12 protein-coding genes are annotated in these 12,279 nt (G+C 67.2%); 3 read left to right on the top strand and 9 right to left on the bottom strand.

Going from position 1 to position 12,279, the window contains the following annotated elements; genetic code table 11:
* Positions 1–113: 113 nt before the first annotated feature.
* The gene (locus tag ACSHZY_RS00410) at positions 114–560 is read left to right on the top strand and encodes an Hsp20 family protein (protein WP_435163939.1); all 447 of its coding nucleotides are present in this window, start codon (positions 114–116) and stop codon (positions 558–560) included.
* Positions 561–593: 33 nt separating this feature from the next.
* On the opposite strand, the gene ACSHZY_RS00405 is transcribed toward ACSHZY_RS00410, so the two are convergent.
* The 4 genes from ACSHZY_RS00405 to ubiA all read right to left on the bottom strand — a co-directional run bounded on the left by ACSHZY_RS00405 (position 594) and on the right by ubiA (position 5,347).
* Entirely contained in the window at positions 594–1,871 is a 1,278-nt protein-coding gene (locus ACSHZY_RS00405; protein WP_435163936.1) for a hemolysin family protein, read from the bottom strand.
* Positions 1,872–1,977: 106 nt separating this feature from the next.
* On the bottom strand, positions 1,978–2,301 hold the full coding sequence (locus tag ACSHZY_RS00400; protein WP_435163933.1) for a hypothetical protein: 324 nt from the start codon (positions 2,299–2,301) through the stop codon (positions 1,978–1,980).
* 16 nt (positions 2,302–2,317) lie between these two features.
* Positions 2,318–4,360: an OmpA family protein gene (locus ACSHZY_RS00395; RefSeq protein ID WP_435163930.1), complete on the bottom strand. Its 2,043-nt coding sequence runs from the start codon at positions 4,358–4,360 to the stop codon at positions 2,318–2,320.
* 57 nt (positions 4,361–4,417) lie between these two features.
* Positions 4,418–5,347 carry a 4-hydroxybenzoate octaprenyltransferase gene (ubiA, locus tag ACSHZY_RS00390; protein ID WP_435163927.1) on the bottom strand — a complete coding sequence of 310 codons (930 nt, stop codon included), beginning with the start codon at positions 5,345–5,347 and terminating at the stop codon, positions 4,418–4,420.
* 68 nt (positions 5,348–5,415) lie between these two features.
* Here ubiA and ACSHZY_RS00385 point away from each other — a divergent pair, with 68 nt between their 5' ends.
* Both ACSHZY_RS00385 and ACSHZY_RS00380 read left to right on the top strand, forming a co-directional pair.
* Entirely contained in the window at positions 5,416–6,138 is a 723-nt protein-coding gene (locus tag ACSHZY_RS00385) for a 16S rRNA (uracil(1498)-N(3))-methyltransferase (RefSeq protein WP_435163924.1), read from the top strand.
* 55 nt (positions 6,139–6,193) lie between these two features.
* Entirely contained in the window at positions 6,194–7,516 is a 1,323-nt protein-coding gene (locus ACSHZY_RS00380; RefSeq protein WP_435163921.1) for a glutamate--cysteine ligase, read from the top strand.
* Here the strand turns inward: ACSHZY_RS00380 and ACSHZY_RS00375 are convergent.
* From ACSHZY_RS00375 to ACSHZY_RS00355, 5 genes are read right to left on the bottom strand one after another with little or no spacing between them, the layout of a single operon-like run.
* Positions 7,509–7,955: a GNAT family N-acetyltransferase gene (locus tag ACSHZY_RS00375; protein WP_435163918.1), complete on the bottom strand. Its 447-nt coding sequence runs from the start codon at positions 7,953–7,955 to the stop codon at positions 7,509–7,511. The two genes, ACSHZY_RS00380 and ACSHZY_RS00375, sit on opposite strands and share 8 nt — an antisense overlap.
* Positions 7,955–8,563 carry a glycerol-3-phosphate 1-O-acyltransferase PlsY gene (gene plsY / locus ACSHZY_RS00370; RefSeq protein WP_435163915.1) on the bottom strand — a complete coding sequence of 203 codons (609 nt, stop codon included), beginning with the start codon at positions 8,561–8,563 and terminating at the stop codon, positions 7,955–7,957. Before plsY ends, ACSHZY_RS00375 begins: the two co-directional genes overlap by 1 nt.
* Entirely contained in the window at positions 8,550–9,821 is a 1,272-nt protein-coding gene (gene pyrC, locus ACSHZY_RS00365) for a dihydroorotase (RefSeq protein WP_435163912.1), read from the bottom strand. Before pyrC ends, plsY begins: the two co-directional genes overlap by 14 nt.
* 1 nt (position 9,822) lies before the next feature.
* A complete protein-coding gene (rmuC, locus tag ACSHZY_RS00360; protein ID WP_435163909.1) occupies positions 9,823–11,283 on the bottom strand; it encodes a DNA recombination protein RmuC in 1,461 nt (486 codons plus the stop codon).
* Positions 11,280–12,242, bottom strand: a complete 963-nt coding sequence (locus tag ACSHZY_RS00355) for an aspartate carbamoyltransferase catalytic subunit (RefSeq protein ID WP_435163906.1) — start codon at positions 12,240–12,242, stop codon at positions 11,280–11,282. The genes rmuC and ACSHZY_RS00355 overlap by 4 nt, the downstream gene beginning before the upstream one ends.
* Positions 12,243–12,279 lie beyond the last annotated feature (37 nt).

Below are 12,279 nucleotides of genomic sequence, written 5' to 3'. Positions count from 1 at the left end.
CCCCCCATACGCTTCCCACATCACGGATGCGCCGGTGCCACAACGGGTCGGCGCATCAACATCGGTCCCGCCTGACGAAGGGGGGCCACAGACATCGCTCTTGGAGGATGAACATGCGTGGTTATGACTTCGCACCGCTTTACCGTGCCACCGTCGGCTTCGACCGCATCGCCGACCTGATGGACCGCGTGCTCAGCACCGACGTGCCGCAGCCCGGCTATCCCCCCTACAACATCGAGAAGACGGAGGAGAGCGCGTACCGCATCTCCATTGCCGTAGCGGGCTTCACGCCCGAGGAACTGGCGGTCGAGGTGAAGGACAACGCCCTGCACGTGTCCGCCCGCAAGGATGATGACGCTTCGGAGCGGCGTTTCCTGCACCGCGGCATCGCGACCCGCGCGTTCGAGCGTCGCTTTGCGCTGGCCGACCATGTTCGCGTCGTGGGTGCGACGCATGAGCATGGCATGCTGCACATCGACCTTGTCCGCGAAACGCCCGAAGCGCTGAAGCCTCGCCGGATCGAGATTGCCGGCAGCAAGCCCGCCGCCATCGAGGCCTGATCGGGAAAGGGCGCGCCATCGGCGCGCCCTTTTTCATTCCGTTTCCAGCTTTTCCACCAGGATCTTGTCGATGCGGCGGTCGTCCAGATCGATCACCTCGAACCGCCACCCGTCGCGGGTGAAACTGTCGCCCTGGTCAGGCATCCGGCGCAGCTGGTTCAGGACAAGGCCCGCCACGGTTTCGTAATCCCCGGCCAGTTCGGTGGGAATGCGCAGCATCTCGCAGAACTCGTCCACCGGCATCCAGCCCGACACCAGCCACGACCCGTCCTCGCGCTGGCGGATCGCCGGTTCGTCGGCCAGATGTTCCTGGAAGGCGCCGGTGATCGCCTCCAGGATGTCACCGGTGGTGATGATCCCTTCAAAGCTGCCATATTCGTCGTACACCAGCGCCATGTGGTTGGGCGAGGCGCGCAGGATCTCGATCACGTTCAGGGCGTCGGCGGCGTCCGACACCACCGGCACTTCGCGCATCAGGGCACCCACCTCCAGGGGCTCCCCCCGGGTGACGGCGGCGAAGGCGTCGGTCACGTACAGCACGCCCACATATTCGTCCGTCTCGCGGCGGCGCACCGGAAGGCGGGCGCGGCGGGATTCGCGGATCGTGTCCAGCACCTCCTCGGCCGAGGCGCCGAGGTCCACCGACACCACGTCGCGCCGCTGCGTCATCAGCTGGCTGGCCTGGCGGTCGGCCAAGCGCATCACGCCGGTCAGCATGTGCCGCTCCCCGGTCTCGATCACGCCTTCGACATGCGCTTCAGCCAGGATCGTGCGAACTTCCTCGTCGGTGACGCGGTTCTTTTCCTCGTTCTGGACGCGCAAAAGCTTCAGCAACCCACGTCCCGACACGTCGAGCACCCAGACGATGGGCGCACCGATCTTCGACAGAAGCAGCATGGCCGGAGCGACGCTGACGGCCACGGCTTCAGGATTCTTCAGCGCGATCTGCTTGGGAACCAGTTCCCCCACGATCAGCGACAGGTAGGTGATGACCACCACCACGAGGCCCACGCCCAGCGTGTCGGCAAAGGGCACGTTGTTGGACGCCAGGAAAGCCGCGAACCGTCCGCCCAGCGTGGCCCCGGAAAACGCCCCCGACAGGACGCCCACAAGGGTGATGCCGATCTGGACCGTCGACAGGAACCGGCCGGGATCGGCCGCCAGCCGCAGGGCCGTCGCCGCGGCGGTGCTCCCTCCTTCCGACATGTTCCGCAGCCTCGCGGGGCGTGCGGACACCACGGCCATTTCGGACATGGCCAAGGCGCCGTTGATGACAATCAGGACGGCGACGATCAGAATCTCGAGATACACTGTGTTCCCTGCAGGTGGCGCTCATCAGGGCCACCGGCCCCGAAGAACCGTCGCAGCGCAACGGTCCGCCGAAACTAAGGCCGAAGCCCTTCCACGTCGAGGGAAATCAGCGCTGCAGACGCTCGATCTCGGCCTGCATCGCCTCCACCTCGGCGCGGGATTCGCCCAGCGCCTCCATGACGGCGCGCAGTTCGGCGTCCGTCTGGGCCAGCTGGCCCATCAGTTCGCGCTCGCGCTCCTCGCCATAGACGATGGCCGCGTTCCGAATTTCCTCGGCCTCGTGCAGGGCCTGGGCCAAACGGTCCACCTCGTCCATGTTGCGGTTTTCAAGGGGGGACAGGCGCGTCATCAGCCAGCGCGCGAACCAGCCCAGGGCGAAGGCCACAAGCAGGATGACGGTCGTGGCGACGATAAGGGTGGTGCGGTCCAATGTCGGCCTCGGCTTTCTACAGGTCGTCCGGACGGCGCTCGGGCCGCTCGGTCGCTTCTGTTGGCGCGAAAGAGGGTTCGGCGTCAATCTCCGGATTTCCCTCGTCCTCTCCGTCGCCCGATCCGTCATCGACCATGTCGGCGGGCACGCTGTCGATCCAGTCGCCCTGCGGCAGAAGGAAGGCATCCATGCGGGCGATGGCCAGCATGGCCGTGTGCGCCAGCGTGGGCTGTTCTTCCGGTGCTGCGTTGGGATCGGCGGCGACGTTCGTCAGCTTGAACTCGATCCGCCGGTTGGCCTCGCGCCCGTCCTCGCTGCCGTTGGAGGCGATGGGGTTCTCCTCGCCGTAGCCCATCGCGGTCAGGCGGGCCGCGTCGATGCGGCGGCCCAGAAGGGCGATCATCACGGCTTCGGCGCGGGCTTGGCTCAGCGCCTGGTTGCCTGTGTCGCTGCCCTGGCTGTCGGTGTAGCCCTGGATCTCGAAGGACAGGTTGGCGCAATCGGTCAGGATCCCGGCCAGCCCGTCCAGCGTGGCGCGGGCCGATCCGTCGATCTCGGCCGACCCGGGGGCGAAATTGATCTTCTGCTTCGTCATGACCGTGCCGATGCGGGCCGTGCATTCCTCGGGCAAGGGGAGGGCCGCGTAGGGGTCCAGATCCTCGTCATAGGCGGCATCGACCGTGACCGCCGTTTCGGCGCCCAGCTTGCGGGTCAGGGCGTCCGTGATCTGCGCCTGCGCCGACTGCGACCCCGTAACGCCGCTGACGCGCAGCCCTTCGGTGGTGACGCGCAACTCGCCGCTGGACAGCTGGCCCAGCGCCTCAAGTCCCGCGATGATCCGGGTGGTCCAGCCGGCCGGCATCTCGGGGTCGATCACCGGCTCTCCGCTCACGTCGGCGGCGCCGAAGCGGGCGCGCGCGAAGGAGGTGACGGCCTCTTGCCCCAGCGCGTCGCGCACGCGGCCGGTCAGGGTGGCGGTGCCGTCGGGATGGGACACGGCCACGAATTCCGACGGACCTTCCACCTGGTCGGGGAGTTCCGGCAGGATGGTGTTCAACGAAAAGCCGGCGGGCAGCGCCGATTTCAGCGTTCCCGCCGCCTGATCGAACACGTTCTGCGCCATTCCCGGCTGGCCCGTCAGGGTCATGTCCGCATCCGACAGGGTCAGCCGACCCGCAGGCATGGCACCCAGCGCAGCGATCCCCACCTCCACCGCCCGCGTCCAATCGGATGAAGGCGCGCCCAGGCCCACGGCGCAGGTCGCGTCCCCAGCCACGCCGATGGCCTTGGCCGCGTCCAGAAGAACGCGGGCCTGATCGTCATCGGGGGCCGAACAGGCGTCGAACCGTGCGCCCTGTTCGTCCTTCACCAGTTGCAGGGCATAGGGCGTGATGACGGGGCGCGGGGCCGAGATGTCCACCTGCGTCTTCAAGCCGGGTGGCGTGGCCTGCGCCAGCTGCATCTTCAGCCGCTGCTGCTGCTCCACGTTGTCGGCAATGGCCGTCACCACCACCTCGGCGGCGGAGATGGAGATCTTGGCGCGGGGCAGGATCTTCAGCGCCTCGATCCCGAAGTTCATCGCGGCGTTCCACTGGTCGGGGGCCGGATAATTGGCCGATTCCAGCATGTCGGCCACGCGGATGCCCGGAACCAGCCCCGCCGTGTCAGCCAGCATCGCCGACGACGCCTGCGGCACAAGGCCGATCAGCGACACGCCGTCGTCGTTGCGCAGGATCTCCATCTCGAAGGGCGGCGCCTCCACGGGGCGGGAAGGGACGACGGTCATGTCGTCGCGCAGCCGGGACGGATCGACCACGCTGCCGGCAAGGTTCAGCACGCGGAAACGCGCCGCCTCGTCCGGGGCGGTGCCTGTCAGGTGGACGTCCAGCCCGTCGGCCTGCGCCGTGGCAAAGGAAAGGCCGTCCTGGGCCAGCCGCTCCGACACGGCCGCCTCGGACCGATCCTCGATAAGGCCGGAGACGAGGGTTGCCCCGCCGGCCGCGACGGCGGCGGCACCAAGAAACATGGCAGGCGCGATGATCTTGCGGGACAAACGCATGAAAGGATCCTTCGAAGATGTGGCACCGGGCATACGCCCCGCACCATCGGCCCGCAATTACACCAAAGCCGCACCGGCAAGAAACAGCGCAGCCAGCAATCCGGCATCACGATTGGATCGAAAAAGCGTGAGGCAGACGTCCGGCCGGTCGATATCCAGTCGTTCCATCTGCCACAGCATGTGCGCGGCGAAGGCCACGCAACCGGCCAGCGCCAGCCACAGCGATGCCCCTGACAAACAGGCCACGGCCGCCGTGGCCATCAGCCCGGCCGCCAGGATCAGGAAGGCCATCAGCCACAGGGGGGTGGCCGTGCCGAACAGCCGGGCCGTGGATTTCACGCCGATCAGGGCATCATCCTCCTTGTCCTGATGGGCATAGATCGTGTCGTAGAACAGCGTCCAGGCGATGCCCGACAGGAACAGCGTCAGCGTGGCCCCCGTCACCGGTGCGCCATGCGCGGCCCACGCCACCCAGACGCCCCAGTTGAAGGCGATGCCCAGGAACACCTGCGGCCACCAGGTGAACCGCTTGGCGAAGGGATAGACGGCCACCGGCACCAGCGCCGCGATCCCGAAGGCGATGGCCACCCATCCCAGCGTAAACAGGATCAGCGCCGAGATGGCGACCTGTGCCCCCATCCACCACAGCGCCTGCTTCACCGTCACCTGGCCCGAGGGGATGGGGCGGGACCGTGTCCGCGCCACGCTGCCGTCGAACTCGCGGTCCGTGATGTCGTTCCAGGTGCAGCCCGCGCCCCGCATCAACGCAGCCCCAAGGGTGCAGCCGATCACGATCCACAGGTCGAACCAGCGCACGCCCGTGGCGGCGGCAGCCATCGCCACCCCCCACCAGCAGGGGATCAGCAGCAGCCAGGTCCCGATCGGCCGATCTGCGCGCGACAGGCGCAGATAGGGGCGCCAGGCTTCAGGCGCCAGATGATCGACCCAGTTGCCCCTCACGGCATCGGCGACTTGTCCCTTGGTCATGCGGCACCCCCTTTTGTCGCCGTTCTAGGCTATGGCGCCGGCGGGGCCAACCCGCTACACCCTTGGGCATGAGCGAGATACGACTGTTCGTGGAGGCCCCGCTGGCGGCGGGCGCCGAGGTGGCCCTGACCGAGGCGCAGGCCCATTACCTGTTCGGGGTGATGCGGCAAGGCACGGGCGCGCCCGTCACCCTGTTCAACGGCCGCGACGGGGCCTGGCGGGCCGAGGTGGCGCGCGCCGCGAAACGCGGCGGCACGCTGATCTGCGCCGAACAGACGGCCCCCCTGCGCCTTCCGCCCGACCTTTGGCTGATGTTCGCGCCGATCAAGAAGGCCCGCACCGACTTCATCGTGGAAAAGGCGGCCGAGATGGGGGCCGCGCGGATCCTTCCCGTCAACACCCGCTTCACCAACTCCGAGCGCATCCGGCAGGACCGTCTTCAGGCCCATGCCATTGAGGCGGCCGAACAATGCGGCGGCACGTACGTGCCCGAGGTGACGGGCCTGATGCCGCTGGACCGGCTGCTAAGTGACTGGCCCGCCGACCGCCGGATCCTGTGGTGCGACGAGACGCTGACCGGCGCCCGCGCGGGCTTGCAGGCGGCGGGGGCGGGCCCCTGGGCCATCCTGATCGGCCCCGAAGGCGGATTTTCTGAGGCCGAGCAGACACGTTTGCGTGCGATGGAACAGGTGGTTCCCGTCAGCCTTGGCCCGCGCATCCTGCGCGCGGACACGGCCGCGGTGGCGGCGCTGACGTTGTGGCAGTCGACCTTGGGTGACTGGAGCACTTGACTTAACCCCTTCAACGCGACAGGTCTGCTGTTCCAAGTGCTTGATCGAGGCCACGATGTCCATTCCCCAGCAGGGCGGCGGCCCGATCGAAGATTTCTCCCAGCTCGCCGCGTATATGGAGGCCGGGTGCAAGCCCGCCGACCAGTGGCGCATCGGGACCGAGCATGAGAAGTTCGGCTTCACCGAGGATCACCGTCCGCTGGACTACAAGGCGATCCACGACCTGATGGAAGGCCTGACCCGCTTCGGCTGGACCCGGGTGGAAGAAGCCGGAAAGCTGATCGGCCTGACGCGGAACGGGGCCAACATCTCGCTGGAACCCGGCGGGCAGTTCGAACTGTCGGGCGCGCCGGTCGCCACGCTGCATGACACCAAGGCCGAGATCGACAACCATCTGGCCGAGATCGCCGAACTGGGCGGCCCGCGCTTCATGGGAATCGGGGCCGCGCCCGAATGGCGTCACGAGGACATGCCCGTGATGCCCAAGGGCCGCTATCGCCTGATGACCGACTATATGGGCCGTGTCGGCACCCACGGCACGCAGATGATGTACCGCACCTCCACCGTGCAGGTGAACCTCGACTTCGCGTCCGAGGCGGACATGGTGAAGAAGATGCGCGTGGCATTGGCGTTGCAGCCGGTGGCAACGGCGCTTTTCGCTTCCTCTCCGTTCTTTGACGGCAAGCTGAACGGGCATAAAAGCTGGAGGTCGCGCATCTGGCGGGGTCTGGACGACAGCCGCACCGGCATGCTGCCCTTCATGTTCGAGGACGGCGCCGGCTTCGAGCGGTATGTGGACTGGGTCCTTGATGTGCCGATGTATTTTGTCTACCGCGACGGCCAGTATATCAACGCGCTGGGCCAGTCCTTCCGCGATTTCCTGAAGGGCGAACTGCCCGCGCTGCCCGGCGAGAAGCCCACCCTGTCTGACTGGGCCGACCACATGACCACCGTCTTCCCCGAGGCCCGGGTGAAGAAGTATATCGAGATGCGGGGCGCCGATTGCGGACCCCTGTCGCACATGCCCGCTTTGTCCGCCTTCTGGGTGGGGCTGATGTATGACAGGGGCGCGCTGGATGCGGCCTGGGATCTGGTGAAGCATCTGGACGCAGAGACGCGGGAAGGCTTGCGGGTCGCGGCTTCCGTCGATGCGCTTCAGGGCGAGGCGGGGGGTGTCAAGCTGCACGATCTGGCGCGCGAGGCGCTGCGCCTGTCGCGGGGCGGTCTGGCCGCGCGTGGTCAGGGTGAGGAAACCTATCTGGACGTGCTGGAGCACAGCATCGCCACGGGCCGCGTGCCGGCGGACGACCTGATCGCCGCCTACAAGGGCGAATGGGGCGGCGATCTGTCCCGCGTTTATGACGCGATGGCTATCTGATCGCGCGCCGGAAACGGGCGGGGTCGGACAGCTGGACAAAGCCGCAGGCGCGGTACGCGCCTTGCGCGGCCTTGTTGTCGGCTGTGGTGCTGACGGTCACGTAATCGCAATGCAGGGTGACGGCCTTCTGGACGCACCCTTCGATCATCCGCCGTCCCAGCCCCTGACCCCGCCACTGGGGGCGGATGTAAAGGTGGTGGATGTCCATCCCCCGCTCTCCGAAATGCAGCTGGGCCTTGGGGCACAGGGCGGCATAAGCGACCAGCCTCAGGTCATGTTCCGCCACCAGCCCGTAAAGCCAGGGCGGGGTGCCCAGAAAATCGCGCTCGAGGGTGTCTTCCGACACGCGGGGCACGTCGCCGTGATGTTCGGCCAAGGCCATGACCAGCGCCTTCAGGCCCGGCAGATCATGGGCGGCGAGGGGGCGGATGCGTGGCATCAGCCCTTCTTGCCGATCTTCGGCTCGGTTCCCGCGATCAGGCGGCGGATGTTGGCGTGGTGGCGGATCAGCACCAGAAGCGTCATCCCGGCGGCAAACAACGCGGTGATGGGTGCCCCGATCAGAACGGCGAAGACCGGCGCCAGCACGCCCGCCACCAGCGCGGCGAGCGAGGAGATGCGGAAGATCACCGCCACCGCCAGCCATGTGGCGCAGGTCATCAGCCCAAGGGGCCAGGCCAGCGCCAGCAGCGTGCCCAGATAGGTGGCCACGCCCTTGCCGCCCTTGAAGCCCAGCCAGATCGGGAACAGGTGGCCCAGGAAGGCGGCCAGACCCGCGACATGGGCCGCATCCTCCCCCACCATCGCCCGGGCGATCAGCACGGCGATGCCGCCCTTGCCGGCGTCCAGGATCAGGGTCGCCAGCGCGGCGGGTTTGTTGCCCGTGCGCAGGACGTTGGTGGCCCCGATGTTGCCCGACCCGATCTTGCGCAGGTCGCCCAGACCCATGGCCCGCGTGATGACGATTCCGAACGGAACGGAGCCGAGGAGGTAGGCCAGCGCCGCCACCAGCAGCAAGAGCGCGGGCGCTGTGTCAAAGACCGGCATCGTACACCTGTGCCCCGTTCACGAAGGTGGCCAGAACGCGGCCTTCCATCCGTTGCCCGTCAAAGGGCGTGTTCTTGGACTTCGACCGCAAGGCGAAGCGGTCCATGACGAACGGCGCGTCGGGATCGAACAGCACCAGATCCGCCGGTGCCCCTTCGGCCAGACGACCCTGCGGCAGGCCCAGCCGCTTCGCCGGGTTCAGCGACAGCGCCCGGAACAGCTGCGGCAGGGTCAGCCCGCCCGAATGATACAGCCGCATCGCCGCCGGAAGCAGCGTTTCCAGGCCCACGGCGCCCGAGGCGGCGTCCTCGAACGGCAGGCGCTTGCTTTCCTCGTCCTGCGGGGTGTGCATGGAACAGATGATGTCGATCGTGCCGGCGGCCACCGCGTCGATCATGGCCAGACGGTCATCCTCGGACCGCAGGGGCGGGGTTACCTTGAAGAAGGTGCGGTAGTCCCCCACGTCCATCTCGTTCAAGGTCAGGTGGTGGATGGAGATGCCGGCCGTCACGTCCAGCCCATTGGCCTTGGCACGTTCCAGCGCGGGCAGGGTGCGCGCGCAGGTGATCTGGTCGGCGTGGTAGCGCACGCCCGTCATCTCCACCAAGGCCATGTCGCGGTCGAAGCCCATGCGTTCGGCCATCGGATGCACGTCGGGCAACCCGCGAAGGGAGGCGAACTTGCCCTTGGTGACGGCGGCGCCCTTCGACAGGCCGGGTTCCTGCGGATGGCCGATCACCAGCGCGTTCAGGCTGCGGGCATAGGTGAAGGCGCGGTTCAGGACCTTGGTGTTCGTGCAGACGCGGTCGCCATCGGTAAAGGCCACGGCACCCGCGTCTAGCAGGAACCCGATCTCCGTCATCTCGCGCCCCTCACGCGCCTTGGTCAGGGCGGCCATGTGGCGGATCCGGACGGGGGAGGCTTCGCGCGCGCGGCGGGTGACGAATTCCAGCATTTCCGGCGAATCCAGCGCGGGGTCGGTGTCGGGCCGCGCGATGATCGTGGTCACCCCGCCCGCCGCCGCGGCCAGCCCGGCCGAGCGCACGCTTTCCTTGTGCCGTGCACCGGGTTCGCCCACCTGCACGCCAAGGTCCACGATGCCGGGGGCCAGCACCTTGCCGCCGCAATCGATGATCCGCGCGCCTTCGGGGGCGTCGCCGTCGATGGCGGCGATCACGCCCCCGTCCAGCAGGAGGGAGCCTTCGGTTTCCGTCAGCGCCTCGGGGTCGATCAGTCGGGCGTTGGTCAGATAGATCATGTCACTCCGCCGCGTCATGGGTCAGGCGCAGATCGTCCTGCGCGGGAGGGTCGTGGTCGAACTCGGTGCGGAAGGTCTTGGTGGTCTTGGCCCCCAGCACCTTCATCGTTTCCAGCTGCGACAGCATGTTGCCCCGGCCGGAGGACAGCTTGCCCATCGCGTCGCCATAGGCCGACTGCGCGGCGCCCAGGTTCTTGCCCACCTTTTCCATGTCGTCCACGAAGCCCGCGACCTTTTCGTAAAGGCGCCCGGCGCGATCGGCGATGGCTTCGGCGTTCTGGTTGCGGCGTTCGATCGTCCACACGTTCGAAATCGTGCGCAGCGCCATCATCAGCGTGGTGGGCGTGGCGATGGTCACGGACTTCTCGAAGGCCATGGTGGTCAGGTCGCCCATCTCGCGCAGCGCTTCGGACAGCGCGCCCTCGATCGGGATGAACATCACCACGTAGTCGACGGAGTTTTCCTCCATCCGGTGATAGGCCTTTTCGTGCAGCGTCTGGATGTGGTTCTTCAGCGCGCGCACGTGGCGGACGCGGGCCAGTGCGGCGTCGTTCTCGTCCTCGCAGTTCACGCAGGTCTCGTAATCGACGAGCGACACCTTGCTGTCGATCACCAGCCGCTTGCCGTCGGGCATGTTCACCACGACATCGGGGCGGAAGCGGGCGCCGTCCTCGTTCACCCGATGCTCCTGCACCAGATATTCCTCGCCCTTCCTCAGCCCCGACCGTTCCAGCAGCGATTCGAGGATCATCTCCCCCCAGGCACCCTGCTTCTGCTTGTCGCCCTTCAGGGCGCGGGTCAGGTTGACGGCCTCGCGGCTCACCTCCTCGGACCGGCGGGTCAGGGCCTCTATCTCGGTCTTCAGGGTGGCGCGGTCCTGCAACGCGCCCTGGTGGACGTTGCGCAATTCCGTCTGGAAATGTTCGACATGCTGCTTCAGGGGGGCAAGGGCGGCCTCCAGCCGCTGCTTGCTTTCCTCGCCGTTCAGGCGAAGGCTGTCGGCGGCCAGCTGCTTGAAGCGATGCTCCATGTCCGCACGGACCTGGGACAGAAGCTCGATCTTCTCCACATTCGCCAGACGTTCCTTTTCCAGCACCGTGCTCAGCCGCGACAGTTCCACCTCGGCGGTGGTGGCCCGTTCGCGGGCGTCTTCCAACCCCCCAAGGGTGGAGCGGTGGCGGTGGTCGCTGTCCTCGGCCCGACGCTCGGCCGCGCGCAGTTCGGCCTCCAGCGTGGCGATGCGGGAATGGGCGTGGCTCGCCTCCTCGCGCATGTCGCCGACAAGATGGCGTTCAGCGGTCAGTTGGGCGACAAGGTCGTCCTTCGCGCGGGCCAGGGTGTCGTATTCCGCCTGAAGACGGGCAAGGTCATGGGCCGAACGGGTATCGGGACGGCGCAGCGCCCAGCCGATCAGGACGCCGACGACCAGACTGACCGCGACAAAGATCCACATCTCGTTCATGCCATCACCTCGGACGCCCTGGCGCCCCGTTCGGCGCGCAGGTTGCGCGCCAGAAGATCCATGCAGGCCATGCGGACGGCCACGCCCATCTCCACCTGCTCTTGTATCACGCTGCGGTTGATGTCGTCGGCGATGGTGCCGTCGATCTCCACCCCCCGGTTCATGGGGCCGGGATGCATTACGATCGCGTCGTCCTTGGCATGGGCCAGCTTCTCGGCGTCCAGACCATAGCGGTGGAAGTATTCGCGTTCGGACGGGATGAAGCCGCCATCCATGCGTTCCTTCTGCAGGCGCAGCATCATGACGACGTCGGCGCCCTTCAGGCCGGCCTTCATGTCGTCGAACACCTCGCACCCGAACTCCGCTACGCCCGAGGGCATGAGGGTGGGCGGCCCCACGAGGCGCACGCGGTTGTCCATCTTGCCCAGAAGCAGCAGGTTCGACCGGGCCACGCGGCTGTGCTGCACGTCGCCGCAGATGGCGATGGTCAGCCCGCGGATGCGGCCCTTCGACCGGCGGATCGTCAGTGCGTCCAGCAGCGCCTGCGTCGGATGTTCGTGCCGCCCGTCGCCTGCATTCAACACGGCGCAATTCACCTTTTCGGCCAGAAGGTTCACCGCGCCAGACGCGCCGTGCCGCACCACCAGCAGGTCGGGATGCATCGCGTTCAGCGTCAGAGCGGTGTCGATCAGCGTCTCGCCCTTCTTTACGCTCGACTGGGCCATCGCCATGTTCATCACGTCCGCGCCCAGCCGCTTGCCGGCCAGTTCGAAGCTGGCCTGCGTGCGGGTGGAGTTTTCGAAGAACATGTTGATCTGGGTCATGCCCGCCAGCGCGTTCGACTGCTTCACCGTGCGGCGGTTGAACTCGACGTAACGCTCGGCCAGGTCGAGGATCGTCATGATCTCGTCCGGGGCCAGATGCTCGATCCCAAGAAGGTGGCGGGCGCGGAAACTCATCGGCGGCTCCTTTGGTCCGGGACGTTGGGGGGCTTAT

It is taken from the genome of Falsirhodobacter sp. 1013 (assembly GCF_051195255.1).
Taxonomy (GTDB): domain Bacteria; phylum Pseudomonadota; class Alphaproteobacteria; order Rhodobacterales; family Rhodobacteraceae; genus Falsirhodobacter.
This window is presented reverse-complemented; position numbering and strand designations above follow the sequence as displayed.